25 protein-coding genes and 2 pseudogenes are annotated in these 26,269 nt (G+C 51.0%); 20 read left to right on the top strand and 7 right to left on the bottom strand.

The features are described 5' to 3' along the window. Positions 1–287: 287 nt before the first annotated feature. Positions 288–518, top strand: coding sequence for a hypothetical protein (locus E0E29_RS13565; protein ID WP_130850287.1), 231 nt, complete (start codon positions 288–290; stop codon positions 516–518). Between the two features lie 51 nt (positions 519–569). On the opposite strand, the gene E0E29_RS13560 is transcribed toward E0E29_RS13565, so the two are convergent. Together E0E29_RS13560 and E0E29_RS13555 are read right to left on the bottom strand one after the other, a co-directional pair. Continuing rightward, positions 570–1,337 carry a tRNA lysidine(34) synthetase gene (locus tag E0E29_RS13560; RefSeq protein ID WP_130850286.1) on the bottom strand — a complete coding sequence of 256 codons (768 nt, stop codon included), beginning with the start codon at positions 1,335–1,337 and terminating at the stop codon, positions 570–572. Between the two features lie 47 nt (positions 1,338–1,384). Further along, on the bottom strand, positions 1,385–1,567 hold the full coding sequence (locus E0E29_RS13555; protein WP_130850285.1) for a hypothetical protein: 183 nt from the start codon (positions 1,565–1,567) through the stop codon (positions 1,385–1,387). A gap of 155 nt (positions 1,568–1,722) precedes the next feature. Between E0E29_RS13555 and E0E29_RS13550 the strand changes: the two genes are divergently transcribed. The 10 genes and pseudogenes from E0E29_RS13550 (at position 1,723) to E0E29_RS13515 (ending at position 12,684) form a co-directional block, all read left to right on the top strand. Next, the gene (locus E0E29_RS13550; RefSeq protein WP_130850284.1) at positions 1,723–1,932 is read left to right on the top strand and encodes a hypothetical protein; all 210 of its coding nucleotides are present in this window, start codon (positions 1,723–1,725) and stop codon (positions 1,930–1,932) included. A gap of 177 nt (positions 1,933–2,109) precedes the next feature. Next, the gene (gene rplM / locus E0E29_RS13545; RefSeq protein WP_130850283.1) at positions 2,110–2,541 is read left to right on the top strand and encodes a 50S ribosomal protein L13; all 432 of its coding nucleotides are present in this window, start codon (positions 2,110–2,112) and stop codon (positions 2,539–2,541) included. Between the two features lie 15 nt (positions 2,542–2,556). Next, positions 2,557–2,961: a 30S ribosomal protein S9 gene (gene rpsI / locus E0E29_RS13540; RefSeq protein ID WP_130850282.1), complete on the top strand. Its 405-nt coding sequence runs from the start codon at positions 2,557–2,559 to the stop codon at positions 2,959–2,961. Between the two features lie 442 nt (positions 2,962–3,403). Then, positions 3,404–3,568, top strand: coding sequence for a hypothetical protein (locus tag E0E29_RS18285; RefSeq protein ID WP_165449910.1), 165 nt, complete (start codon positions 3,404–3,406; stop codon positions 3,566–3,568). Positions 3,569–3,710: 142 nt separating this feature from the next. Further along, on the top strand, positions 3,711–4,559 hold the full coding sequence (locus E0E29_RS13535; protein ID WP_130850887.1) for a ParA family protein: 849 nt from the start codon (positions 3,711–3,713) through the stop codon (positions 4,557–4,559). Then, positions 4,513–5,484, top strand: coding sequence for a ParB/RepB/Spo0J family partition protein (locus E0E29_RS13530; RefSeq protein ID WP_130850281.1), 972 nt, complete (start codon positions 4,513–4,515; stop codon positions 5,482–5,484). Before E0E29_RS13535 ends, E0E29_RS13530 begins: the two co-directional genes overlap by 47 nt. Before the next feature lie 278 nt (positions 5,485–5,762). Next, positions 5,763–6,308: pseudogene (locus E0E29_RS19425) on the top strand (thioester domain-containing protein); the annotation flags it as partial. Between the two features lie 177 nt (positions 6,309–6,485). Beyond that, a pseudogene (locus E0E29_RS19420) lies at positions 6,486–8,032 on the top strand (MSCRAMM family protein); the annotation flags it as partial. A gap of 707 nt (positions 8,033–8,739) precedes the next feature. After that, a complete protein-coding gene (gene ltrA / locus E0E29_RS13520) occupies positions 8,740–10,635 on the top strand; it encodes a group II intron reverse transcriptase/maturase (protein WP_130850280.1) in 1,896 nt (631 codons plus the stop codon). Between the two features lie 234 nt (positions 10,636–10,869). Further along, on the top strand, positions 10,870–12,684 hold the full coding sequence (locus tag E0E29_RS13515) for a helicase-related protein (RefSeq protein ID WP_242622560.1): 1,815 nt from the start codon (positions 10,870–10,872) through the stop codon (positions 12,682–12,684). A gap of 128 nt (positions 12,685–12,812) precedes the next feature. Here E0E29_RS13515 and E0E29_RS13510 read toward each other — a convergent pair whose 3' ends face one another. Next, a complete protein-coding gene (locus E0E29_RS13510; RefSeq protein WP_130850279.1) occupies positions 12,813–13,181 on the bottom strand; it encodes a helix-turn-helix domain-containing protein in 369 nt (122 codons plus the stop codon). Positions 13,182–13,428: 247 nt separating this feature from the next. On the opposite strand from E0E29_RS13510, the gene E0E29_RS18485 reads away from it, so the two are divergent. The 5 genes from E0E29_RS18485 (at position 13,429) to E0E29_RS13485 (ending at position 19,677) form a co-directional block, all read left to right on the top strand. Continuing rightward, entirely contained in the window at positions 13,429–13,713 is a 285-nt protein-coding gene (locus E0E29_RS18485) for a carbon-nitrogen hydrolase family protein (protein ID WP_207303608.1), read from the top strand. A gap of 122 nt (positions 13,714–13,835) precedes the next feature. After that, positions 13,836–14,168, top strand: a complete 333-nt coding sequence (locus E0E29_RS13500) for a DUF6664 family protein (protein WP_130850278.1) — start codon at positions 13,836–13,838, stop codon at positions 14,166–14,168. Between the two features lie 165 nt (positions 14,169–14,333). Next, the gene (locus tag E0E29_RS13495; protein WP_130850277.1) at positions 14,334–15,533 is read left to right on the top strand and encodes an ATP-binding protein; all 1,200 of its coding nucleotides are present in this window, start codon (positions 14,334–14,336) and stop codon (positions 15,531–15,533) included. Between the two features lie 35 nt (positions 15,534–15,568). After that, positions 15,569–16,360: a Hachiman antiphage defense system protein HamA gene (locus E0E29_RS13490; protein ID WP_130850276.1), complete on the top strand. Its 792-nt coding sequence runs from the start codon at positions 15,569–15,571 to the stop codon at positions 16,358–16,360. After that, the gene (locus E0E29_RS13485) at positions 16,357–19,677 is read left to right on the top strand and encodes a DEAD/DEAH box helicase (RefSeq protein ID WP_130850275.1); all 3,321 of its coding nucleotides are present in this window, start codon (positions 16,357–16,359) and stop codon (positions 19,675–19,677) included. The genes E0E29_RS13490 and E0E29_RS13485 overlap by 4 nt, the downstream gene beginning before the upstream one ends. A gap of 127 nt (positions 19,678–19,804) precedes the next feature. On the opposite strand, the gene tnpB is transcribed toward E0E29_RS13485, so the two are convergent. Together tnpB and tnpA are read right to left on the bottom strand one after the other, a co-directional pair. Beyond that, entirely contained in the window at positions 19,805–20,062 is a 258-nt protein-coding gene (tnpB, locus tag E0E29_RS13480; protein WP_130850274.1) for an IS66 family insertion sequence element accessory protein TnpB, read from the bottom strand. After that, positions 20,056–20,385, bottom strand: a complete 330-nt coding sequence (gene tnpA, locus E0E29_RS13475; RefSeq protein ID WP_130849755.1) for an IS66 family insertion sequence element accessory protein TnpA — start codon at positions 20,383–20,385, stop codon at positions 20,056–20,058. The genes tnpB and tnpA overlap by 7 nt, the downstream gene beginning before the upstream one ends. 189 nt (positions 20,386–20,574) lie before the next feature. On the opposite strand from tnpA, the gene E0E29_RS13470 reads away from it, so the two are divergent. From E0E29_RS13470 to hcp, 4 genes are all read left to right on the top strand, one after another. After that, positions 20,575–21,546 (top strand): DUF3991 and TOPRIM domain-containing protein, encoded by a 972-nt coding sequence (locus E0E29_RS13470; protein WP_130850273.1) that lies wholly within the window; start codon positions 20,575–20,577, stop codon positions 21,544–21,546. Continuing rightward, a complete protein-coding gene (locus E0E29_RS13465) occupies positions 21,543–21,686 on the top strand; it encodes a DpnD/PcfM family protein (protein WP_130850272.1) in 144 nt (47 codons plus the stop codon). The genes E0E29_RS13470 and E0E29_RS13465 overlap by 4 nt, the downstream gene beginning before the upstream one ends. A 41-nt stretch (positions 21,687–21,727) precedes the next feature. Continuing rightward, positions 21,728–21,934, top strand: coding sequence for a helix-turn-helix domain-containing protein (locus tag E0E29_RS13460; RefSeq protein ID WP_130850271.1), 207 nt, complete (start codon positions 21,728–21,730; stop codon positions 21,932–21,934). Positions 21,935–22,116: 182 nt separating this feature from the next. After that, a complete protein-coding gene (gene hcp, locus E0E29_RS13455) occupies positions 22,117–23,757 on the top strand; it encodes a hydroxylamine reductase (RefSeq protein ID WP_130850270.1) in 1,641 nt (546 codons plus the stop codon). A 63-nt stretch (positions 23,758–23,820) separates the two neighbouring features. Here hcp and E0E29_RS13450 read toward each other — a convergent pair whose 3' ends face one another. Continuing rightward, entirely contained in the window at positions 23,821–24,492 is a 672-nt protein-coding gene (locus E0E29_RS13450) for a response regulator (protein WP_242622504.1), read from the bottom strand. A 4-nt stretch (positions 24,493–24,496) separates the two neighbouring features. Beyond that, a complete protein-coding gene (locus tag E0E29_RS13445; RefSeq protein ID WP_130850269.1) occupies positions 24,497–26,113 on the bottom strand; it encodes an ATP-binding protein in 1,617 nt (538 codons plus the stop codon). Positions 26,114–26,269: the final 156 nt, after the last annotated feature.

The following is a 26,269-nucleotide window of genomic DNA, read 5'->3' as shown; positions in this document are numbered from 1 at the left end:
TTTTGTAACCTGCACAAAAGAAATGGTACTACCAATTAAAATTCGTAAAAACTGACTAACGCAAATAGAAATAGATTCAAACGAAAGTAAAATAGACTTCTAATTTTAGTTATCCTGACGATTGCGCTAGAATATAGACCGTGGTATACTCTGGCTGTCAAAAGGGAAGTGGACCAATCAAGCGCCTCCCTTTGACGCGTCGGCGTGGCTGACCCGGAAAGGTTTGGTCCCATAGAGCAGAACGGCGGCGGTATTGTTCCACATCCTTTTGTTAGGAGGTTTTGACCATGATCGTACCCATTCGAATTGATTCTATTCAGGAACTCTATAAGCTGCAGCAGCTGGCCTGCAAGGTGGATGAGCCTGTGTATGTTCACTCCCCGGATGGTTCCATTATGGTGGATGCCCGGTCTTCTCTGGGACTGTTCACTCTGGACTTCACCAAGCCGGTGAATGTTGTTACCGATTCCGCCTATGTGCTCCGAAAGCTGGGTGTGCATGCGGGTGTCCGGGCCTGAATCTGAAAAAGAAAACCGCCGCTGGCCATAGGCCAGCGGCGGTTTTGCGTTTCAGAGGGATTGGTCCTCGGCCAGAGGACGGCGGCGGTGGTCCTGAGGCTCCCAGGCGGGGAGGGGGAGGCGCTGCATGGCGGAAAAGACCTTTTCCCGCAGGTCCGGGTAGTCCTTGGAGAGGGTGCGGATGAGTTCCTTGACCTCCTGGCGCTTGGTGTAGCCGTCGGCGGGACAGGGGTTGAAGACCACCGGCAGCTCCTCCACCTCGGCGGCCTTCCGAAGCATCCACTCCGAGCAGTAGAGGAGGGGGCGGATCTGGGTGATACCCATGCGGTCCAGGTAGGTCACCGGCTGGAAACAAGAGATGCGCCCCTCGTAAAAGAGGGAGAGGAAAAAGGTCTCGATGGCGTCGTCGAAGTGGTGACCCAGGGCGATCTTGGTGATGCCCCGTTCCCGGATGGCGTTGTGGAGGGCGCCCCGGCGCATCTTGGCGCACATGGAGCAGGGGTTCTTCTCCTTGCGCAGGTCAAAAATGATGTGGTGGATCTCGGAGGGGAGGAGGGTGTAGGGGACGCCCAGCTTTTCGCAGTAGGCCGCCACAGGGGCGAAGTCCATGCCCTCTCCGCCGTCCACGTGGCCCATGTCCAGGGTGAAGGCCTCCACGGTGAAGTGTTTGGGGTAAAAGTCCGCCAGCTTGGCCAGGGCGGCCAGGAGGGTGAGGGAGTCCTTGCCGCCGGAGACCCCCACGGCGATCCGGTCACCTTCCTGGATCATGTCGTAGTCCTCCACACAGCGGCGGGTGTAGCTCAAAATTCGGTTCAACATGCGGGTGATCCTCTCTGTCTTGAAAGCATTGCCGATATTGTATCACATCACGAGTCGGAATGCCAGACGGAGATGGCGAAGCCCAGGGTGACGCAAAAGATAAAAGCCTGGAAGACGAGCTGACCCGCCAGGGTGTAGACATAGCAGAAGAAGTCCGTGCTCACAAACCAATAGGCGCCGCCGCCGATGGCCAGGATACGGAGCATGCGGAGCAGCCGGCTTTTGATCATAAATTCGCCTCCTTGCATTTTAAATGTATCAACCTCAGGTGGAGAAATTTGTCGAATCCAGTCTAACATATTCTCATAGAAAATACATCAGAAATATCTCATTTATTATAAAATATGTTTTACTCATAAAATAGGGCCAACAGGAGGGATGGCCCATGGGATTTCAGATGAAGCCGACCAGAAAAAAGGTACCCAGTGTATATAAGTCTCTTTATATCAATGAGCAGTTGGCAGAGCGGGTGGAGCAGATGGCCAAGGAGAACGAGACCAGCTTCAACAATGTGGTTATCAGCATGATCGAGCACTGTCTGGCCGAGGCCGAGGAAGAAAAAAGAAAAAACGAAAATGAGGAAACAGAAGAATAAGTAAGGATAAGAGAGAAAACGAGAGATTAGAAAATATAAATGAAAAAAGTGCCGGAAATCGGTTGACACCGCCGGGCACTTGGGTTATAATACAAAACGCTCCACTCCGGAAGAGTGGGGCGTTGATCATGTTTAGACCAAATTTATCCCATATAAGTACAAATTGGAGGTTAGACCATGTCCACTTTTATGGCCAACAAGGGCAACATCGTCCGCAAGTGGTACATTCTGGACGCGGCTGGCAAGCCCCTCGGTAAGACCGCTGCCACCGCTGCCACTCTGCTGCGCGGCAAGCATAAGCCCGAGTACACCCCGCACGCTGACTGCGGCGATTTCGTCATCATCATCAACGCCGAGAAGGCCGTTCTGACCGGCAAGAAGCTGGAGCAGAAGTTCTACCGCACCCACAGCGGCTATCCCGGCGGCCTGCACGAGACCAAGTACCGTCTGCTGATGCAGGACAAGCCCGAGCTGGCCATGAAGCTGGCCATCCGCGGCATGATGCCCCGCAACATCATTACCAAGGACTCTCTGTCCCGTCTGAAGATCTACCGCGGCGCTGAGCACATCCACGCTGCTCAGAAGCCCGAGGCCTGGACCCAGGAATAAGGAGGAATTTCGAAGATGTATAAGAGCAAGAAGCCTTACCACTACGGTACTGGCCGCCGGAAGTCCTCCGTGGCCCGCGTCCACCTCTTCCCCAACGGCACCGGCGCCATCACCATCAACGGCCGCGACATCGACGATTACTTCGGCCTTGAGACCCTGAAGCTCATCGTGCGTCAGCCCCTGGCTGCCACCGAGAACATGGGCAAGGTGGATATCGTTGCCACCGTCACCGGCGGCGGCGTCACCGGCCAGGCCGGCGCCATCCGTCACGGCGTGGCCCGTGCCCTGCTGAAGATGAACGAGGAGTACCGTCCCGCCCTCAAGAGCGCCGGTTACCTCACCCGCGATCCTCGTATGAAGGAGCGTAAGAAATACGGCCTCAAGGCTGCACGTCGCGCTCCCCAGTTCAGCAAGCGCTAATCAGCACTTCAAACTGGTTCAAAGATGCTCAAAAACCCCGAAAAACTGCGGTTTTTCGGGGTTTTTCTATTTCACATCTTCTGTTGCAGCTTGTCTGATTCTGGCAGGATTTGAACTGTTCTGACCCTGTTTCTTCTCGGTAAAAATAGGATAATTGGGTGTTTTGAACCCCGTTTTCGGTAAAAAATAGGATAATCGGAGACCAATATCGAGCCATTTTCGGGGTGTCTTTACCCCTGTGTTTGCCCGTCATTTATGAGCCTTTCTTTATGGTTTTTACTTTTGAAAGGGCTGGCCTGATTTGTCAGGATTTTACCAAACCGAATCCGGTTTATCTTTTCTTCCTCATAGCATCCAATACCCTTAAAGCTGGTGAATACTCGCACATTTGCGCCACAGGTCTTTAAGCAGATACAATGAAGGTGAAAAGGAGGACTGCGCTATGAGGAAACAAAAATATAAGATCATCCTTACCACTGATGAAAACACCATCGTCATCCAAAGCCTGAATCGTCTGCGGAATACCCTGCTGCGGGAAAACCGTGACACCGGCTGCGTAGACGATCTACTGCTCAAAGTCATGTGCGCCCCTGTCAAGAAAATTTGAAAACTACATATTGCGCCGACTTAAATCAAGCCGTTTATTCTCCTTATAGAATAGACGGCTTTTTTTCATGTCCATTTTACTGCGTACATAGCTGTCTGTCGGTGGGCGGGCAGCTAAATCTATCAAGAAGGGGGACATGAAAATGCCGGAACAAAGAAACCACCCGAAGGATGGCCGTGTCATCGCATTGGCCAATCAGAAAGGCGGAACAGGCAAAACCACCACAACGGTGAATCTGGGCATTGGTTTGGCCCGCCTGGGGCAAAAGGTTCTGCTTATTGATGCAGACCCCCAGGGCGACCTCACCACTTGCCTGGGCTGGCAGGATCAGGACAGCTTGCAGATCACCCTTGCCACCATCATGGAGAAGGTGATCCGCGACGAGCCGTTTTCTGTGGATGAGGGCATCCTGCACCACAAAGAAGGCGTAGACCTTATGCCTGCCAACATCGAACTGTCAGCGATGGAAATGACTTTGGTAAATGCCATGAGCCGGGAGTTCACCCTGCGCACCTATGTCAATGAAGTCAAGAAGAACTATGACACGGTTCTGATCGACTGTATGCCGTCCCTCGGCATGATTACCATTAACGCATTGGCGGCGGCAGACAGCGTGATTATCCCGGTACAGGCCCACTATCTCCCGGCCAAAGGCATGACCCAACTGATGCGAACCATCGGCAAGGTCAAGCGGCAGATCAACCCGTCCCTCAAAGTGGACGGTGTGCTGCTGACCCTTGTGGATGGGCGCACCAACCTTGCCAAGCAGACAGCCGAAACCTTGCGGCAGAGCTATGGGAGCGTCTTGAAAATCTATCGTTCCGAGATTCCCGTTGCCATCAAAGCCGCAGAAATCAGCGCCGCTGGCCAGAGTATCTATGCCTATGACAACGGCAGCAAGGTAGCTCAGGCTTATGCGGAATTTTCAAAGGAGGTGCAGGCGGATGGCGAAAAACAACGCGCTAAACTTCAATCTGCCCTCAGTCGATGACCTATTTTCCACCGAGGAAAGCCGCACAGAGGCCAGATTGGAGAAAGTCGTCAACCTGAACCCCTCGGAGATCAGCGATTTCCCGAATCACCCGTTCAAGGTACGAATGGACGCGGCCATGCAGGAAATGGCGGAGAGCGTCAAGCAGTACGGCGTGTTGGTTCCTGCGCTGGTGCGCCCCAAGCAGGGCGGCGGCTATGAAATGGTAGCCGGACACCGCAGGAAAATGGCGGCGGAGCTGGCGCAGCTCCCGGAAATCCCCTGTATTGTACGAAATCTCACCGATGATGAAGCCACAATCATCATGGTAGATTCTAACTTGCAACGGGAGCAGATTTTGCCCTCGGAAAAAGCGTTTGCCTACAAAATGAAGTTGGACGCGATGAAACGTCAGGGCCAGCGGACAGATTTAACTTCCGACCCAGTGGGTTGGAAGTTAAACGGGAAAGAATCTGCGGGTATTGTTGGAAAGGAAGGTGGGGATAGTCAAACACAGGTTAGACGATATATCCGCCTTACTCACCTTATCCCGGATATTCTGGAACTGGTGGATAATTCCGTTTTGCGAGAGCCGGAAGTGCTGCAAATCGCCATGCGTCCTGCGGTGGAACTGTCCTACCTGCGAAAAGGAGAACAGGCAGACCTGTTTGCTATCATGGAGGAAATGGACTGCACTCCATCCCATGCCCAGGCAATCAAAATGCGGCAGATGTCCGAAGCCAAGACCGGCGATGAGCGGCTTGCCAAAGATGCCCTTGTCGCCATTATGAAGGAGGAAAAGCCAAATCAAAAAGAACAAATCAAAATTCCGAAAGAGCGAATCAGCAAGTATTTTGCGCCGGGGACGCCCGCGCAGAAGATCGAGGATACCATCGTTCAGGCTCTGGAACTTTACCGCAGACGTCAACGCAGTTTAGAACGATAATCCCACTCACAAGGGAAAAGTGCGCCCATTTGCCGGGGAACGAATTTTCCTCCCCCCTCTCCACACCTCACCCCCTACAAACAGCCTAAACAACCCAAAAAAGAAGATATTGGGGCAGCCTGTTTCAAATAGATACAGGCCGTATTTGTAAAAGGCTGACATGGAGAAAAAGCGGCGCATCACTCTTTTTAGACAGTAACCAATAATCATCAGCCGAACGACAGCACATCAAGAAACGATGTGCTGTTTTTTTCGGCCAATTTTCAGGAGGTAACAAGATGAAAGCATTGAAAAAGCCTTTGTCCCTGCTCATGGCGCTCCTGATGTGCTTTGGGGTATTTGCTGGGACAGGTGTTACGGCCTTTGCCGCAGGCGAAACCATGACCACCTATATGGTGGATATTCCCCGCGCCAGCGATCCCAACAAGGCCGGATGGGGCCATACTGCCCTTAATTTCTTGGGCGGATGGTCTACGCAGGGCAATGACAACTTCACTGTTCACACACAGGATTCCTTCACCGGAAAAGCCATCTATTGCATTGAGCCTGGTATCGGTGTGGAGTCCGGCGACCAGTACACGGGCCGGGGCGAGGATTTCTGGGACAACTACCCGTCCAATCTGAACCCCACTATTCCGCCCAGCACCATCAAGGAATATATCGGGCGGATCATGACCTACGGCTGGCAGGGCAACGCCGATACTTCGTGGAACAGCAACAATCCCGATGATGCCAATGAGATGGCGGGCTATATCGCTACTCAGCTTCTTGTTTGGGAAACGGTTGTCGGTGAGCGTGATAGCCAGTTTAACCATGTAGATGCCAATGCACAGGGAAAAAATAACGTGGCGGAATATATCAGCGCCAGTCATCCGCTGCGCAGCCAGATTTTCAGCCAGTATTCCGCAATTGAGAGCGCCGTGAAGCGGCACACCATGCTGCCCAGCTTTTTCAGCGGCTCCCCGGATGCCGGAGCTTATGAACTGAAATGGGACGGCGAAAAGTATTCTGTCACCCTGACAGACACCAACAATGTGCTGGGCGATTACACCTTTACCAGTAGCTCCACCGGGCTGAACTTTTCGGTGAACGGCAACCAGCTCACCATCACATCCAATCAGGCTATTAAAGGTTCTGTGACGGTGAAAGCGGAGAAGATCACCGCCCAGCGCAGCGGCGTTGTGGTTTGGACGGACGGCGTATCCGGTGGTGGTACGCAGGACTTCGCCACCTATGGAGCTACCGTTTCCGATCAGATGGTGGGCTATCTCAATCTGGAAGTAAAAACCGGCAACATGAAGCTGATTAAGACTTCCGAGGACGGCAAGGTAGAGGGCATCTCCTTCACGATCACCGGTGAGGGATACAGCGCCACCAAGACAACCAATTCGGCAGGCGAAATCGACATCACCGACCTCAATCCCGGTGTTTATACCGTGACCGAGCAGTCCATTGACAAATACGAACCCCAGGCTACTCAGCGCGTGACCATCGTCAGCGGCCAGACGGCCACCGTGAACTTTAACAACGTGCTGAAACGCGGCAGTCTGGAGGTCACAAAGACCAGCGAGGACGGTCTGGTGGAGGGAATGACCTTCCATCTCTATGGAACTTCTCTTTCCGGCCTGCCGGTGGATGAATACGCTGTGACGGATTCCAGCGGTGTGGCAAGGTTTGAAAACGTCCTCATCGGCTCCGACTTCGTGCTGGAGGAGGTTGATACGCCAATCCGCTATGTGGTGCCGGAGGCTCAGAGCGCCACGATTGCCTGGAACGAAGTCACCCACAAGAGCGTGAACAATGTGCTGAAAAAGTTCCGTGTCACAGTAACTAAGAGCGATGTGGAAACCGGCGCGCCCCAGGGCGACGGTTCTCTTGCCGGAGCCACCTATGGGATTTATAAGGGCGACACCCTCATCGACAGCTATACCACCGATGAGAACGGTCAGTTTACCACGGATTATTATATCTGTGATTCCGACTGGACGATTCGTGAAATCAACCCCAGTGAGGGCTATCTGCTGGATTCCATCATCCACAAGGTAGGTGCGGAGCCGGAACTGTATGAGATCGAGCTGAACGACACCGCCAATGATGTGACCGAGCAGGTTATTCTGCGGGCGAGGTAGTTGACACAATCACCACCGGCGAGGATGGCACAGCCCAGAGCCAGCCCCTCTATCTGGGCAAGTTCCAGGTCAAGGAAATCGAGTTCCCCTACGGCATGGTGGATACCGGCGAGAATGTCACCAACGTGGAGCTGGTGTACGCAGGCCAGGAGGTAGAGATCACCGAAACTTCCGCCAGCTTCTACAACCAGCGCCAGAAAGTACAGGTCACTCTGAATAAGCTGCTGGAGCAGGATGAAGCCTTCGGCATCGGTATGAATGGCGAGATGTCCGCCGTCACCTTTGGCCTGTACGCACAGGAGGATATTCCCGCAGCGGATGGTTCCGTTATTCCGGCAGACGGGCTTCTGGAAATCGTTTCTGTGGGTGAGAACGGTCAGGCCACTTGTGCTACCGACCTGCCCTTTGGCAGCTTCTACCCTGTATTGGCCGCCCAGGTGCTGCGCCTCATGGGGGAATTTGACGGCTCCCGTATGGGCTACGGAGAGGACGATGCTCAGGCGGTGGAGAATAATCCCATAGCGGTCTGTCAAACCGCAGGCAGTACGAGAGCTAATACTCCACTGTGCGCTGCACATCTGTAAATGTGCAGGGTACAAAGCGTGGTGAAGTCGTAACCTGAAAACCTAAACCCCTGCAAGGGGGCATGGAGAATAATGGTGCGGGCTTCCGAAACCTATGGCTATCCAGTAGTGAAAGCTATGCAGCATCATAAGAGTTAGCGGCATCCGAAAGGGTGAAAATTGGAAAAAGCGTGTGTGGCTGGTTTTTCCGCACATGCCCTGTGGAATGAAATATCCACACGGAATCATGCAAAAACTGTGGTTCAAAGCATGGTTAGATTTTCCCGGTGTAAGGTAGCGGCCTAAGGGTTTCAATGGTCAGCAATGACCGCAAGGATAGAGATTCAGGAACGTTTGAGAGCCTGTATTTGGAGTGTTACAGCACAATGAAGAATACAGGAAGTCAGCCGTACCATAGTAGTCTGCGGCTGGGTAACGCCAGCTACACGGGGCTGAAATGTCCCACGGCGAAGGGTACGAGTCAAACTGATTCACAAATTTCACAAAACGAAAATCCAATAACTCCCTGAAAGATGGGTGACGAACTGCGAGGTGAAAGCCTTGTGCATTTGAACGTCAGATTTTCAACGGAAACGGAACTGAAAGCCATTCAGGATATGCTCTATGAGAAATCCGGGCAAGGGGTTTCGTTCACTGGACTGGTGGAAGCAATGGCGCACGAAGTCACCATTGTGACCGCCATCCATAACATCAAGTCCAACAAAGGCAGTAAAACTGCCGGAGTGGACAAGATGAAAATGGACAAATATCTGCAAATGCCAAAAAATGAACTGATTTTATTGATTCAATCGTGTTTTCGCAAATACCAGCCCAAACCAGCCCGCCGTGAATATATTCCAAAAAGCAACGGCAAAATGCGGCCACTGGGAATCCCTACGGTACTGGACAGAATCATACAGGAATGTGTGCGGCTAATCATAGAGCCAATATGCGAAGCGAGATTTTATCCGCACAGCTACGGCTTCCGCCCTTACCGGGCACAAAAGCACGCAATCCGGGACATTATCAATGTAATCAACGCCGGGTGTAAATCTCCCGACCAGGCTGTATGGGCAGTGGAAGGTGACATTCAAGGGTGTTTTGACAACATCAGCCACCGGATACTGCTTCAAAAAGTATGGCGAATGGGTATCCATGACAAACGGGTGCTGAAAATCATCAGCCAGATGCTGAAAGCCGGGTATATCGAACGGGATTTGTACCACAAAACGGAAACCGGCACACCGCAGGGCGGAATCCTTTCCCCTCTGCTGTCGAATATCTATCTGAATGATTTTGACTGGTATGTGGGGCGAACCTACATGGAGCCGCATCGTAAATGCAAACACAAATGCAACGATACCCGAAGGCTGAAATGGGCAGGAACCACTCCAAAGTATAACTTCCGTTATGCCGATGACTGGGTGGTGCTGACTTCTACGGAAAAGGAAGCGTTCCGTATGAAGCGTGAGCTGACAAAATACTTTAGGCAAAAACTAAAATTGGAACTGTCGCAGGAAAAGACCTATGTAACCGATTTACGGAAGGGAGGGATACATTTTCTCGGTTACATCGTCAAGGCGGAGCGAAAGCGCAAAACACCTGACCCTGCAACGTGGACAGAACATCTGGTGGGGAAACCACTGCCGGATATGGAACGGCTGTCTAAGAAAATTGGGAATTTGCTGGAGCAAGTACACCGCATCGAACTATTTTCAAAGCCCAACACGCAGGCCGCTCAGATACAGTATATAAATTCCATCATTCTGGGGCTTGCGCAATATTACCAGCCATCCATCTGTTCGCACGCCTATCATGCAATCGACCGCAGGGTAAACAATGCGGCACTGGCCGTTTGGAAAAAGCTGTTCCCGAAACAGTATAACCAAATGCAGGTTCCGCTGAAAATGCTCTGCAATCTTCCGCACAGGCACGAAGGATATGAGAGTAAAACCTTTGCAATTCCCATCGAGGGAAAATGGTTTGGAATCACCTATGCGTTTATCACGCACAGCCGGTATGAGAGCAAGCCGTTTGACCAGAAGATGACCCCTTACACAGCAGAGGGCCGCAGGCGGTACGTCAATTACCGGAACAAGCACAAACCACTGCCCTGTGACCGGCCATCCATTAACACCCCAGAGGATATTGCCCTTGCCTGCTATGCAAACGGAAAGGGCTGGAAAGCAAACTTTGAATACTTCATGAACCGGGAATACGCCTACAACCGGGATAAGGGAAAGTGCAAATGCTGCGGGAAACCATTTTCCATAGCAGTTCCAAAACACTGTCACCACATCGACAACCAGCTTCCAATCGAAAGAATCAATAAAGTTCCCAATCTGGCATGGCTGTGTGAATCGTGCCACCGCATGGTTCATAATAGCCCAATACCGCCTGAGCTGGACGCAAAGGCGGTGCGCAAAATTATGAAATACCGTGAAAAACTCAAACCGTGAAATTTGTGAGTACGCTGTACCTGTGAGGGTGCAGTGGTATTGAAATCTGAAGGAAGAAAGTAAATCAGTTTGATGGTAGGCCGGGTGCGCTGAAAGGTGCACGCCCGGCGTGAGGTGGGGGAAAATCCAGAGATAGCTTCAAAGGATTACCTATCACCATTCTTTTTGATGACGAAAATGCGGAATGTAGGCGGCATCGCCCAGACCGAAGCGCAGAAAAGTTCTGACCTCTTTATGAAGTGTCAATATCTGGACGAGCTGACCGGCGGGCGCGGCGTGATCTTTGCCACCGGCACCCCCATCTCCAACAGCATGGTGGAGCTTTACACCATCCAGCGGTATTTGCAGTACCGCACTTTGCAGGAAATGGGCCTGATTCACTTTGATGATTGGGCGTCCAACTTCGGAGAAACTGTCACCGCCATCGAGCTGTCGCCGGAGGGCAGCGGCTACCGTGCCAAGACCCGGTTCGCAAAGTTTTACAACCTACCGGAACTTATGAGCGTATTCAAACAGGTAGCCGATATTCAGACAGCGGATATGCTGCACCTTCCCGTACCAAAAGCCAACTTCCACACCGAGGTTATCAAGCCTTCGGAAATCCAACAGGAGATGATAAAAGGGCTGGCGGAACGGGCGGAAAAAATCTGTGCTGGCGGCGTCGATCCCCATGTGGACAATATGCTCCGCATCACCAATGACGGCAGAAAGCTGGCTCTGGATATGCGGCTCATCCAACCCCTTGCCCCGGATGACCCGGACGGCAAGGTAGCTGTCTGCGCCCGCAATGTCTATCGCATCTGGGAACAGACGAAAGAAAAACGCTCCACCCAGCTTGTGTTCTGCGACCTGTCTACACCTACCACGGACGGCTCGTTCAGCGTTTACGACGACCTAAAAAAGAAGCTGTTGGACGCAGGTATCCCGGAGGACGAGATTGCCTTTATCCACACAGCGGACTCGGAGGCCAAAAAGAAAGAGCTGTTCGCAAAGGTGCGCGCCGGTCAGGTGCGCGTTCTTATGGGCAGCACACAGAAAATGGGGGCTGGAACCAATGTCCAGGACAGGCTGATTGCCCTGCACGATCTGGATTGCCCCTGGAGGCCCAGCGACCTTCAGCAGCGGCTTGGAAGAATTGTCCGTCAAGGCAACGAAAATGAGGAGGTGGAGATCTTCCGCTATGTAACCGAAGGAACATTTGACGCTTATCTATACCAGCTTGTAGAGAACAAGCAAAAATTTATCGCTCAAATCATGACCAGCAAAGCCCCTGTCCGCGTTGCGGATGATGTGGATGAAACCGCCCTGAGCTATTCCGAGATCAAGGCGCTGGCCACCGGCAATCCCCTTATCATCGAAAAGTGCAATCTGGATATGGAAGTGGCAAGGCTGAATATGCTCAAGGCCAGCCACTTGAATCAGGTGTATGCTTTGGAGGAGCTGGTACACCGCAAATATCCGGCAGAGATCACCCGATTGACAGAGAGAATTGCGGGCTATGAAAAAGATGTGGAACTGGCGAAAGTCCATCCGAAAGCGCAGGAGGGTTTCTGCGGCATGGAAGTGGAGGGCAAACACTATGTTGAAAAAGAGGATGCAGGCAAGGCGATCATCGACGTCTGCACGAAGATGACCGGCTCCGATGCTGTCCTTCTGGGGCAGTACCGGGGCTTCTCTATGGTGCTGGCCTATGACGGGATGAGCAACGAGTACCGCATCACGCTGAAAGGCACCCTGTCCCACACGGTGACGCTGGGTGCGGATGTGTTTGGCAACATCACCCGTCTGGACAATGCGCTGGAGAATCTGGCAGGAAGCCTTGACGCGGAACGGGCCAAACTGGAGGAAGCCAAAGTGCAGCTTGAAAATGCCCGCACCGAACTGGCCACACCGTTTGCCCGTGAGGAGGAGCTGGCCGAGAAAACCGCACGTTTGAAAGAACTGAACATCCTGCTTAATATGGATGAGAAGGACAAAACACTGATCGACGAAGCTCCCGATGAGGGCGAGGAACCGCCCGTAAGAAAGGTTGTGGGCCTGGAGCGATAAGTTCTCCCAGCACCGATTGGAATTGCTCCAATCGGTGCATACATAAAAAAAGCCCCCTTACATAGCCGGTTCCCACAGGAACAATCTTTGGCTATATAAGGAGGATGTTTTATGATGCCGTTGTTGCTTTAGTGCGTGTTTCTGTCCGCTGTGCGGAGGTTTGCATCCCGGCGCAGGGTATCTTTCAAAGAACCGATCATATCTTTGATGATACGGATTTCATACTCGTCGCAATCTTCCAGCAACAGCGCAATATCCTTTTCAAACTGCACTTTTGCCATAATGATATTGTCACAGAGAAGATCATCACCGGTGACAGACAGTGCATTTGCAATACTGATAATCGTGTTCAGGCTAACGCGGGTGGTGCCGGTTTCAATGTTACTCAGATGTGTCGGAGAGATGTCAATGAGTTCGGCAAGGCGCTCCTGCGTTAAATCTGCCTTGATACGGGCAATCTTGATTCGTTTGCCGATTGCTTTATAATCAAGTTCCATATCGCGCCCCCTTCGCTTCAATAATTTACACAATGATATTGTAACCACGGAGAGAACGCATTATAATAATCTATATCCGTGATATACGGATATAAGCCAAGTAATTATGGAAATAGGTGATTTTCATGACCGTATGTACTTTTGCCGGTCATCGGGAGGTGTATTCATCTGCAATAGAAGCAGATATAGAGAGTGCTTTATCGGAGATCATGCAAACAGATAAGCGTTTGTATTTTATTCTGGCGGAATGGGCGATTTCGATAAAAAGTGTGAGTCCGCTGTGCGGGGGATGAAAAGAAAGTATCCCGGTTTGAATATTCGCCTTGTACTGGTGATTCCTTATATGACCCATCAGTTAAACCGTGACAAGGAATACTATGAAGCCAGTTATGATGATATTGTCATTCCGTCAGAGCTTATTGGAATCCATTACAAGGCCGCCATTAAGAAAAGGAATCGCTGGATGGTGATCAAGCAGACAAAATACTGGCTTATATTTACCGTGATTTCGGAGGTGCCTTTGATACCGTAAAATATGCTTTTCGCATGGGGAAGCCGGTTCTAAACCTTGCCCCAAAAGGATAAAATCGCATATTTGATATTATTTTTGTGGGTGGGTATAGTATAATAAAAATGGAAACGAGGTGAACTCGAATGAGCGATCAATATACTCCGATGATAGAGCGCATCTCAGAAGAATACGATGAGAGCGACAGCAATATGGTTCTTGAGCTGGCTGCCACCGATCAGGAATACGCTGACCTTAAACAGCAGATGAGCGAACTGAAACACCAGCATCCTTTCATCGAAAAGCTGCTGGAGGAGGATGGCGAGGTACAGCTTACCGCTCAGGAACATGAAATCTTAAATCAGTATTTCCGGCTGTATTTGCGGGCCGACAACATGGAGCGCAAGCACATCTACTTCCGAGGCCACACGGATTGTTTCTCCTATCTTGAGAAAATTGGGGCATTCAAAAAAGAATAATTTATGGAAGCGGCGTAGAATTTCTACGCCGCTTTTACATATCCAAACCATCCAACACGAAAAAGTCTTGACATATAATAAGTTTTTACGCATTAAACGTAAAAACTGTTGATATTTCAGAGCTTTTTCGGTATACTATGAGTAAGGAATAAGGAGGCGAGCGATATGATTATCCGGTCAAACTATATGAATACGCTGAAAACCTATCGGGATGTTCCGCTTGTGAAGATATTAGCGGGAATCCGGCGCTGTGGCAAATCCACAATTTTAGATATGCTGCGGGATGATCTGCTGGAAAGTGGGATTGCCGCAGACCATATTATCAGTATGCGATATACATCGGAGGATTTTGATGATGGTATGACCAACAAAGATATGTATACCGGTATAAAGGGGCAAATGACCGATGAAGGGCGCTACTACCTTTTGCTGGATGAAGTACAGGAAATCGAAGGTTGGGAAAAAGCGGTCAATAGTCTGTTGGAGAGTGCCAACACCGATATTTATGTGACCGGCTCCAATTCCAAGCTGATGTCCAGCGAAATATCCACCTACTTGACGGGGCGCTACATTTCCATTCCGGTTTATACGTTATCTTTTGCTGAGTATTTGGAATTCAAAAAATCAGATTCCCGTTCTCCAAAGGAATTGTTAAACGAATACCTGCGATTGGGCGGGTTCCCCATTGTGGCGCTGAGCAACTTTGACGAACGCTCCGCCTATCAGATCGTGGAGGGCATCTATAACTCTGTTATTACGAACGATATTACAAAACGGCACAACATCACGAACTTTGATTTATTTAACCGTGTTGTAAAGTATATCGTGGAAAATGTGGGCAAGACCTTTTCGGCCAATGCCATTGCGAAGTTTCTAAAAAGCGAGGGGCGTTCCCTGTCGGTGGAGGCGGTTTATAACTATCTAAACTGGCTGGAAAAGGCGTTTGTAATCTATCGCTGCCAGCGGTATGATTTGCAGGGAAAATCTGTACTGAAAACCCAGGAAAAATTCTATCTGGCAGATGCGTCCCTAAAATACTGCATCATGGGATTTAATCCAAAGTCAATCGCAGCTATGCTGGAGAACATCGTATATTTTGAGCTGCGGCGTCGAGGCTATGAGGTCTATATCGGAAAAAACGAAACGAAAGAAATTGACTTTGTGGCAGTGCAGCGCGACGAGCGTATCTACGTTCAGGTATGTCGTAGGTTGCCGGAGGAATCTGATCGGGAAATCGCCAATCTCCTTGAAATCAAGGATCACTACCCTAAATACGTTGTGACGTTGGACGAATTGGCCGCAGGAAATGTCAATGGTGTAAAAATCGTACACTTGGCGGATTTTTTGTTGAGTCATGAATACTAAATAACAAATTATGACGTGAAAGGAGCGGATAGACTATGTCCCTTATAAATCAACTTTCAGATGAAAAAGAGCCTTTTGCTACATGTCTTCTATCAACTGATTGCACGACTACAAGCGGCATAGAGCATAGAGTTTTAGAAGACAATGGACATAGTGATATTCTGCTTCGGTATATGGAAGATGCTTTACAAAGGCATCATATTAGTCCGGAGGCATTACAACGCCATATGGATTTGATTGCAACATTAAAAATAGAAAATCTCCCAATCCTTCGATCCCCTTACCCACAGACTTCAACAACCCAGAAAGGAAATTTTGCTGAAGTTTTCTTGGCGGAATATTTGGTTTCTACAACCGATATGGAGCTTCCCATATATAGGCTGAGATATAATACTAATCCAGATCAGTCTATGAAAGGCGATGACGTCCTGTTGTTTGATTTGGATTCAGATCCTGTACGTATTATTGTTGGTGAATCAAAATTCAGAGGTATACCAGATAAGCAGTCTGTAATCGATATTGTTGATGGGCTTGTACGTTCATATAAGGCTGGGCTGCCAATCTCTCTTATGTTTGTGGCTGAAAGATTGTTCCAAGAAAACAAGCCTGAACTTGGCCGAAAAGTTCAAAACTGTGCCATACTGTTTGCCACCAATAAACTACATATTGACTATGTCGGATTTCTCATGAGCAATCAAAATGCAAAAAATCATGTGAACAGACATACTACAGATAATCTTCACAATTTGTTGATGATTTCGCTGGGAATACAAAACCCCGAAACTATGGTTAAGAAAGCTTTTGAAGAATTGGAGAGTAGATTATGAGTATTCCAACAGATTATATTTCCGATCTACTAAATGAATTGTCGCAAGGTCGCCTAGACAATCTTATTACGCAAGCAGACGCGAGGAGAATTCTTCAAGAGGTAAAAGAAATTCCAGAAAACTATCCAGATTTTGACCCATTGCTTACTGAAAAAGCAACGCACATTGCTTATGCATTGCTCTCTTGCGGTTGTTCCTTGATGGAAAAATCAAACAGCAATTTTACCGCCACAGAAAGTTTATCAATATTAGAAAAGGCCGGTAAATTATTATCGGATATTTATAAGTATAATGATGATGAATTCGACGGGAAAGACTACAATTTGCTGATTTCTGGGATGGCATTATATGCTGCTAAACAATATTCGCGTGCCTTTATTGTACTAAATAACGTAAATCTCGATTTTGTTGTTGGGCAAATAGTTATTCAATTTATAAAAAAAGATTTTAATTCTTTGTTGCAAAATGTAAACCAAGTTTTTTTTGAGCCGCCCAATGAGTTATCTGACATACAAAGCTTAGATGAATGGGTTATTTCTCACGAAATTGCACGAATCTTCTTAATGGTTGTTGATTTTGTTCAAACAGGAAATCAAAGTAACTTTGTTTCAATAGATAATATATTTGATAAGTTGCTATCGATTGCCACTGAAAGCAATTTAATATCCTATTGGTTAATAGTAAGACTGTTAAAAATTATTCTTTCGACTTTTCAAGAGGCTTCTCTTTGGACAATTTTGCCGCCTTTGCTGCCTGCTCAACATATAACCGAGAATTACATTCGGCTGCTTAGTGGATTCAAGCCTGCCATTACGGAGCTATGGCCATCACAAACAATGGCCATTCCGCTTGCAGTTGGAGAAAATAGCGGAGGTGTTATTAATCTTCGCACAAGCGGTGGAAAAACGAGAGTTGCAGAGATTGCTATCCTAAACACCTTGTCTAAGCACATTGTGTCAAAAACTTTATATCTCGCCCCTTTTCGGTCATTAGCTTTTGAAGTCGAACAAAGCCTTAGTAAAACATTTGCTCCTCTTGGAATTACTGTTTCTCAGCTTTATGGAGGTTCTACCGCCAATGTAACAGACTTTGAGCTTATCAAGCAATCTCAAGTTATCGTTGCAACGCCTGAAAAGGCAAAAGCTCTTATCCGATGTGGATCAGGGCTTGAGACCGAACTCAAGCTGATTGTTATTGATGAAGGACATCTTTTAGGTGCAGAAGAAAGATATATAAAAAATGAAATCTTTCTTACACATGTAAATGAATTTGCCTCTCGAAATCAAATAAAAATGTTGCTGTTGTCTGCTGTTTTACCTAACGCAAATGAATTGGCTGATTGGGTTGCTGCAGATACCAGCTTAGTCGCAAAGTCAGAGTGGAAACCTGCTTTAGAGAGGTTAGGACTATTATTGTGGGATGGAAAGCGTGTTAGGCTAGAGTGGGAAAGCGAAGGGAAACCATTTAATCCTAATTTTGTTCAAAAAGCACCTTTGGGGTTCGGAAGAAGAAGAAATATGTTCCCCAATAATAAAAAAGAAGCTATTGCTGCAACAGCGGTTCGTCTGGCAAAAACGGGAACGGTCATGATTTATTCAGCGCGAGCAAATTCTATTGAGGGATTAGCTGAAAGTGTACTTTTAGCATTGGGGGAACACCCAGAGAATTTTTTATGGGATTGTTCGCTCTGGAATGTATTTGAAAGTGTTTGTAAAGAAGAACTTAGCGAGAATGATATTATTTTGATTGCTGCCAGAAAGGGGGTAATTTGCCATAATAATCGTTTGCCCACTCTCGTCCGTATTGCTATGGAAAGGTTGATGCGTTCAAAACCACCGCTTATTATTATCGCTTCATCTACATTGGGGCAAGGTGTAAATGTAGGAATTTCTTCAATTATAGTTTCAACGCCATATTATGATCAAAACTGTATTAGCAATCGGGATTTCTGGAATATTTGCGGTCGTGCAGGTCGTGCCTTTTCGGATGTAGAAGGTAAAATTTTATACGCGATTGATACTACAGAAGAGGCATGGAAGGTCAGCAAAAATCGTAATCTTGCACGAAATTATTTTGATAACCGACAGATGGAAAGAGTCCAAAGTGGTTTACTTATAGCTCTAAAGGCTATTTATGAAAATGCTATGAAAACCAATACGGATTTCAATTCGCTTGTTGAAGCTATTGCCAATGATTTTCTTTATTCAGATATCAATGAAAAGTTTGCAGAGTGGATAAATAGACTTTTTGATTATTTAGATGACGAACTTCTTGCAATGCACGAGAATTTTTGCTTGGATGAAAATGATGTAACATGGGTTGATGGGGTCTTTAGAAAATCATTAGCGATCATTCAGGCTGATTCATCGCGTGAAAATGAATATATAAGATTATTGCAAGCACGCACAAAAGCTCTCTTAAAAAAAGTACCAGATAAAAGGTCAAGGCAAAAGATAATTGCTTCTGGAATTCCTCTCTCTGTATCACAAAGGATGTTGGATAGTATTGAAGACTTTAGGGCACTGGCTCTATCGTTTGCATCTCAATCAACATCTGATGAGTACATAGCTCAAATTGACCGTATTGTTAGGGAAATTGAAATATGGAGCAATTTGAATGCAAAATATTTGGTGGGAGATATACCTGAACAGGAGTGCCTGGATCTTATACGTCATGATTGGATTAGCGGTATGCCACTTTCGGAGATAATAAAAAATGAGCCGACGGCAGAAAAAATCACAAAAGATTACTATGGGTTTACATTACCGTGGATTATCCATGGCATTTCTCAATTGTTTGATCCAGTATGGGAAGAAACCATTGTCCAAACATATTCTTCAATTGCCATGTTTGTTGAATTGGGCTTACCGAACATTACAAGCTCAAACATATATATGGCAGGAGTTCGCTCAAGAAGTGCCGCTTTGGAACTTGCTTCAATTGACATTTTTAATGGAAAAAGTGTGCCCGAAATCAAACGAATTCTTACTAGTGTTGAAGTATCAAAGGAAAACATTTCAAATATAGCACAAGTATGGATTGACCTTTTCTCAAATACAGCAAAATCGCAATCACCTAAACGAGTATCTTTCCCAAGCTTTACATGGAATAGAGATGATTTGCCGGATAGATTGTATTTGAGAGAGCAGAAAAACCAATACTATTTACTTTCAAGCGATGGATACTTTTGCGAGAAAGTTGAATCCACAAAAGACTTGCCTTTTTCTAAAATTGCTAATATTGTCGGCTTGTATTTTGAATGTCGTGAAGGGACTTGGTATTTACAATCTTATAATCCACGTATCATTATAGGATAGACAATTTAATACGTAGCCGAGAGGTTTTGAAGGCCTCTCGGCGTAACCGTCAAATCTCCCTGCGCATAAAAAGGCCGCCATCTCAGTGCCTGTGCATTGAGATGGCGGCCTGCAGTTCTATTATGATTTAGGACTTCTGCATTCCTGGGGTGCGTTCACCGGGAGGGNCCAGGCGCTTATACAGCAGTAAAAAGCCGTCTCCCTCCCAGTACAGCGCCTTGAGCCGGTCCCGCCGCCGCCCGCAGAAGAGAAACAGCGCCCGCTGAAACGGGTCCATCTGGAACTGGCTCTTTACCAGGTTTGCCAGCCCGTCAATGCCCCGCCGCAGGTCTGTGTATCCGCAGGCGATGTACACCGGACAGCTGCAACTAAAATCGTTCAGCATGACTTTGCTGCCCGGAGGATCGCCAGCAGTGTGGCCTCATCCGCTCCCCCATAGACCTGGATCCGCACACCGCTTACCTCCATAGCGGCTACGATATGCCCGGAGAGCTGGGAACGCTCCATGATTGGCGCCTCTGCAAAGGTTACCTCCTGGACTTCTTTCAGGGCCTGGAACACCTTCCTCTGCCAGGAGAAATAGGTGGATACCGCGATTCCATTCTCCTGGCACCATTGGCCTACCGACAGCCCACTGCTCCGGCAGGCCTTGATTGCTGAAGCCCATTCCTGTAACTGTGCCTGGTGTTTCAACTCGATAGATGTCACTGCAAGACCCCCCGTACAAAATAGTGCTGGAACGTTCCGCTACGTTCCAGCACTATTATCTCATACATGTCTATCCGCCTGCTCCTTTGACGGTTACCTCTCGGCTTTTTTCATACAAGCCCCTTTTTACATAGTCAGCTATCCCAATCGGACGGCAAATCTACGGCTATGGAAAGGGGGCTATTTTTCATGCCTTATTACGACTCGGAAACGATTGAACGAGCGCGGCAGGTGGACTTGCTCACCTACCTGCAAACCTGCGAACCGCAAGAACTTGTCCATGTGTCCGGCGAAGTCTACTGCACCAAGACCCATGACAGCCTGCGGATTTCCAACGGCAAGTGGTGCTGGTTCTCCCGTGGAATCGGCGGATACAGCGCCCTGGACTATCTCATTAAGGTCAATGGCTATTCGTTTATGGACGCGATGGAAACCATCACCGGAAGGGCGGCAATCAAGCCGCCTTCTTTTGTGCCTGCTCCTAAAGAGGAAAAGCCAAAGCATCTGCTTCTCCCGCAGGCCGCACCCGATAACCGGGCTATGGTGGACTACCTCAAAAAAAGAGGAATCGACCCAGGGGTGATCGACTACTGCATCCAGACTGGAAGGCTTTATGAAAGCCGGAACAAGGGCCACAGCAATGTCGTTTTCGTAGGCTTTGACAAGGACGGAAAAGCACGGTTCGGCTGTCTGCGCGGGATCGGTGAAGGGCGTTTCCACGGTGACTTGAGCGGTAGCGATAAACACTATTCCTTTGCCCTGCCCGCCTGCGTGGATAATCCAGCGGTACACCTGTGTGAATCCGCCATTGATGTCATGTCCTATGCGACCCTCTGCAAGCTGGACGGCATCGACTGGCGGCGTCACAATCTGCTGTCCCTGGCGGGGATCTATCAGCCGAAAAAGGTGCTGGCGGAGAGCAAGCTGCCCGTTGCCCTCACCCGGTTTCTGGAGGATCATCCGTCCGTGAAAACCATCTATCTGCATCTGGACAACGATGGCCCCGGCAGGCTGGCAACGAAGGCAATCATGGCGGTCATTTCCAAAGAATACGAGGTCAAAAACCGCCCGCCGCCCACCGGCAAGGACGTGAATGACACCCTTTGTCACCGGCTTGGGATTCCCATTCGGTGCAGCAACGGAAAGGAGCATGAACGATGAGAGAGTATGAAGTGACCATCACCGAAACGCTGGAAATGACCATCGCGGTGGAAGCGGAGAGCCGCGAGGAGGCGCAGCAGATCGCCTCAGACAACTGGAAGAACGGCGACTATAACCTAAAACAGGTTAAAAATAAATAACCTGTTTTAGGTTATGCCATACTCTGTTCGAGGTGAAGACCATGAACAGATTGCGGGATTTGCGAGAAGACGCGGATTTGAACCAGACTCAGGTGGCACAATTTCTTGGAATGTCCCAAACCGGATATTCAAAGTATGAAACTGGTGAAAATGATATTCCCACTCAGGTTCTGATCAAGCTGGCTGCATTTTATAAAACCAGTACCGATTATATTCTGGGCATCAGTGATCGGAGAGATCCCATTTGACGATGGCGGCGTGGAGTCTGACTCCACGCCGCTGTTTTTGTCCTCTTTGGCCGGAGAAGAAACTTGCGCTTTGTTGGAATTACAACATACATAGCTGAGGTGAGATTGTATACTGAGCAAGTAGGATATACACCGCGCTGGGGAGAGCCCCGGCCGCAGCTATGACCAGGAGGACAGCACAAATGGAACACAATATGTTTTGCTATCAATGTCAGGAGACCGCCGGCTGCACCGGCTGCACCAGAGTGGGCGTGTGCGGAAAGACGCCCGATGTGGCGGCCATGCAGGATTTGCTGGTCTATGTGACCAAGGGGCTCTCCGCCGTGACCACCGTCCTGCGTGCCCAGGGCGAGGAGGTTTCAGCGGAGGTGAACCACCTCATCACCCTGAACCTCTTCACCACCATCACCAATGCCAACTTTGACAAGGAGGCCATCGAGACGCGGATTGCCGCCACCCTGGAGGTGAAGCGGGAACTGCTGCCCAAGGTGCGGGAGCAGGAGCGCCTGCCCCAGGCCGCCCTCTGGGACGAGGCCGACGGCTGGGCGGAGAAGGCCGCTCAGGTGGGTGTCCTCTCCACCGAGAACGAGGACATCCGCTCCCTCCGGGAGCTCATCACCTACGGCCTGAAGGGTCTGTCCGCCTACTCCAAGCACGCCAACGCCCTGCTCCGGGACGACGGCGAGGTGGACGCCTTCCTCCAGCGGGCCCTGGCCGCCACCCTGGACGACAGCCTTACCGCCGACGACCTGGTGGCCCTCACACTGGAGACGGGCAGCTATGGCGTGAAGGGCATGGCGCTGCTGGACAGCGCCAACACCCAGACCTACGGTGACCCCAGGATCACGAAGGTGAACATCGGCGTGAGGAAGAACCCCGGCATCCTGGTGTCCGGCCACGACCTCCGGGACCTGGAGATGCTGCTGGAGCAGACCCAGGGCACCGGTGTGGACGTCTATACCCACTCCGAGATGCTCCCCGCCCACTACTATCCCGCCTTCCAGAAGTATCCCAACTTTGTGGGCAACTACGGCAACGCCTGGTGGAAGCAGAAGGAGGAGTTTGAGGCCTTCCACGGTCCCATCCTGATGACCACCAACTGTATCGTGCCCCCCAAGGACAGCTATCGCTACCGTCTCTACACCACCGGCGCCGCGGGCTATCCCGGCTGCCAGCATATCCCCGGCGGAATCGGCGAGGAGAAGGATTTCTCCGTCATCATCGAGCAGGCCAAGCGCTGCGCGCCGCCCCAGGAGCTGGAGCGGGGCGAGATCGTGGGCGGCTTCGCCCACGCCCAGGTGCTGGCTCTGGCCGACCAGATCGTGGATGCGGTGAAGAGCGGCACCATCAGAAAGTTTGTGGTCATGGCCGGCTGCGACGGACGCGCCAAGAGCCGGGATTACTACACCGAGTTCGCCAAGGCGCTGCCCAAGGACGCCGTGATCCTCACCGCCGGCTGCGCCAAGTACAAGTACAACAAGCTGCCGCTGGGCGACATCGGCGGCATCCCCCGTGTGCTGGACGCCGGCCAGTGCAACGACTCCTACTCCCTGGCCGTCATCGCCCTGAAGCTCAAGGAGGTCTTTGGGCTGGAGGACATCAACGACTTGCCCATCATCTACAACATTGCCTGGTATGAGCAGAAGGCGGTCATCGTGCTGCTGGCCCTGCTGTACCTGGGGGTGAAGAACATCCACCTGGGCCCCACCCTCCCCGCCTTCCTGAGCCCCAACGTGGCCAAGGTGCTGGTGGAGAACTTCGGCATTGCCGGCATCGGCACCGTGGAGGACGACATGAAGCTGTTCTTCGGTGAGGGCGTCTGAGCCGCCGTACTGAGTTCCATTTCCAGACAGAAAAAGACCGCCTTTAGGCGGTCTTTTTTTATATCAGTGCTGGGGACGGTAGAGGTGGCAGGGCCGGCCGCCGGTGTCGTAATTGACGGTGCTGGCGGCCTCGCCCCGCTCCACCAGATAGTTGACGTAGCGGCGCACCGTCACCACCGACAGACTGGTCTGCCGGGCAATGGCCTCACTGGGCAGACCCTGGGGCGGCGCGTCCCGAAGGCACTGGCGGATTAGCTCCAGCGTGCTCTCCTGAAGGCCCTTGGGGGCGCTGTGAGCAGCCGGACCGGCGGGGGAGAAGAGCTTATCCAGGGCGCCCTGGGTGACCTCGCCCCCCGCCACGGCCTCCCGATGGCGGCAGAAGGTGTCCAAAGCCTGCTGGAAGCGCTCAAAGGTGAAGGGCTTGACCAGGTAGTCCACCACCCCCAGCTTCAGCAGCTGGTCCACTGTGGCCGTGTCATTGGCGGCGGTGACCATGATGGCGTCCACCGGAATGTCCCGGCGGCGCAGGGCCTGGAGAAGCTCCAGACCGGTGAAGATGGGCATGTAGACGTCCAGCACCACTAGGTCGGCGGGGTTCTGAGCCAGCCAGTCCAGGGCGGCCTGACCGTCCTGGAAGGTTTGGACCACCCGGAACCGGGTATCCTTTTCGGTGAAGGTGCGGTCCAGGAGGGACACCATGGGATCGTCCTCCACGATCACGACACGATATATCATCTGTTCACTCCTTGTTCTCCGGCGGGTCTTCCCGGCAGAAGCTGAGGAAGAACGACGTGCCCACGCCGCTCTCCGATTCCACCCGGATCTCCCCGTGATAGGCCTCCACCACCTCCTGGACCAGGGACAGGCCGGTGCCCCGGCCCTTGCCCTTGGAGGTGGCGCCCCGCTGGAACATGGTGCTGCGCAGGGCCGGAGAGACGCCGGGACCGGTGTCCTCCACGCACAGCAGGAGGCTCTCGTCGCTCTCCCGGATGCTCACCGAGATCTCCTTGGTGCTGCTTCTGGACTGGTTGAGGACCTCGATGGCGTTTTCGATGAGGTTGCCCAGAATGGTCACATAGGCATCCGGCGGCAGCCAGGGGCTGTCCTCGCTGAGGGCGCTCTCCCGGTCCAGCACCAGGCGGATGCCCAGCTCGTTGGCCCGGCTGGTCTTGCCCACCAGCAGGGCCGCCACCGAGGGCTGGCGGATCTGACTCATAATGCGTCCCACCGCCTCCCGGTGGGTCTGGGAGGTGTCCATGATGTACTGCTGGGCCTTTTCCGGCTCACCGATCTGCAAAAGTCCCAAGATCACATGGAGCTTGTTGAGAAATTCATGGGTATAGGCCCGCATGGCCTCCACCATGTGGCGTACGCCGGTGAGGTCATCGGCCATACGGGTGAGCTCGGTCCGGTTCCGGAAGATGCTCACCGCCCCGGCCAGTCTGCCGTTTTCATAGAGGGGCAGGCGGTCGGCCAGCACCCGGATCTCCTTGAGGGAGCTCATACTCACATTGTATTCCGGCTGGCCGGTCCGCAGGATGCGGTCCAGGGTGGAGCGGGGGTAGACCTGGTGGAGGGGACGGCCCAGGGTGGCCGTGCGGTCCAGGGAGAGCATCTCCGCCGCCGAGTCATTGAGAAAGATGACCGTCTGGTCGCTGTCGATGGCCAGGATGCCCTCCTCCAGGGCGTCCAGGATGTCCTCCCGCTGGAGGAACTGGCGGGCAAAGGCGTCGGGCTCGTAGCCCAGCAGGGATTCCTTGATGCGGCGGGAGAGACGCTGGGCCAGCAGGGAGCCCAGCGCGGCCGCCACCACGCCCACGGCGATGAGACGCAGCGCGGTGTGCAGAGCCACCACCGCCATGCTGCGGAAGTAGACCCCCACAATAACAAAGCCGATCACGCTGCCAGCCTCGTCACGGACGGGGGCGTAGGCCGAGTGGTCAGAGCCCATGGGCCCGGTCTCGTTGGAGGTGTAGGGGGAAGCCCCAGCCAGGGCTTCCCCCTGCGCCGTGCCGGAGTAGGGGGTACCGATGAGGGACCGGTCAGGCACATAGAAAAGGGTGGAGCTGGTGTCGCCCACCAGGATCAGATCGATGTCCGAGGTGTGGAGAATGGTGTCATCCAGGTAATCGGCCAGCTCGTCAATGGACAGCTCTCCCTGAAGGGCCTCCTGGAGCATGGGTACTTGGGAGAGAATGGAGGCCGAGTTGAGGAGGTTGTTGTCCAGAGCGGCCTGCTCACTGCGCAGGGAGAAGTAGAGCGTGCCCACCAGGGAGAGGGCGATGGACACCACCACAATCACAAAGCTCAGATGGATCAGTTGGGCGCGGATGGACGGCTTTGCCTGTGTGTGCATGGGTTCCGCCTCCTTTTTCACCAGTATAGGAAAAATCCTCGGCCCTGTCAAACCGGGTGGTCCGGAGGGGAGCCATGTTTTCGATACTTTTTTTACTTTCGAAAGGGTTACAAAAAAGCCGGCAATGGAGTATGATGGCCCACGCGAAAACGAGGT

It is taken from the genome of Intestinimonas timonensis, from assembly GCF_900626145.1.
Classification (GTDB): Bacteria; Bacillota; Clostridia; order Oscillospirales; family Oscillospiraceae; genus Intestinimonas; species Intestinimonas aquisgranensis.
Note: the sequence above shows the minus strand (reverse complement) of the source record. Positions and strands in the feature narration are given on the sequence as shown.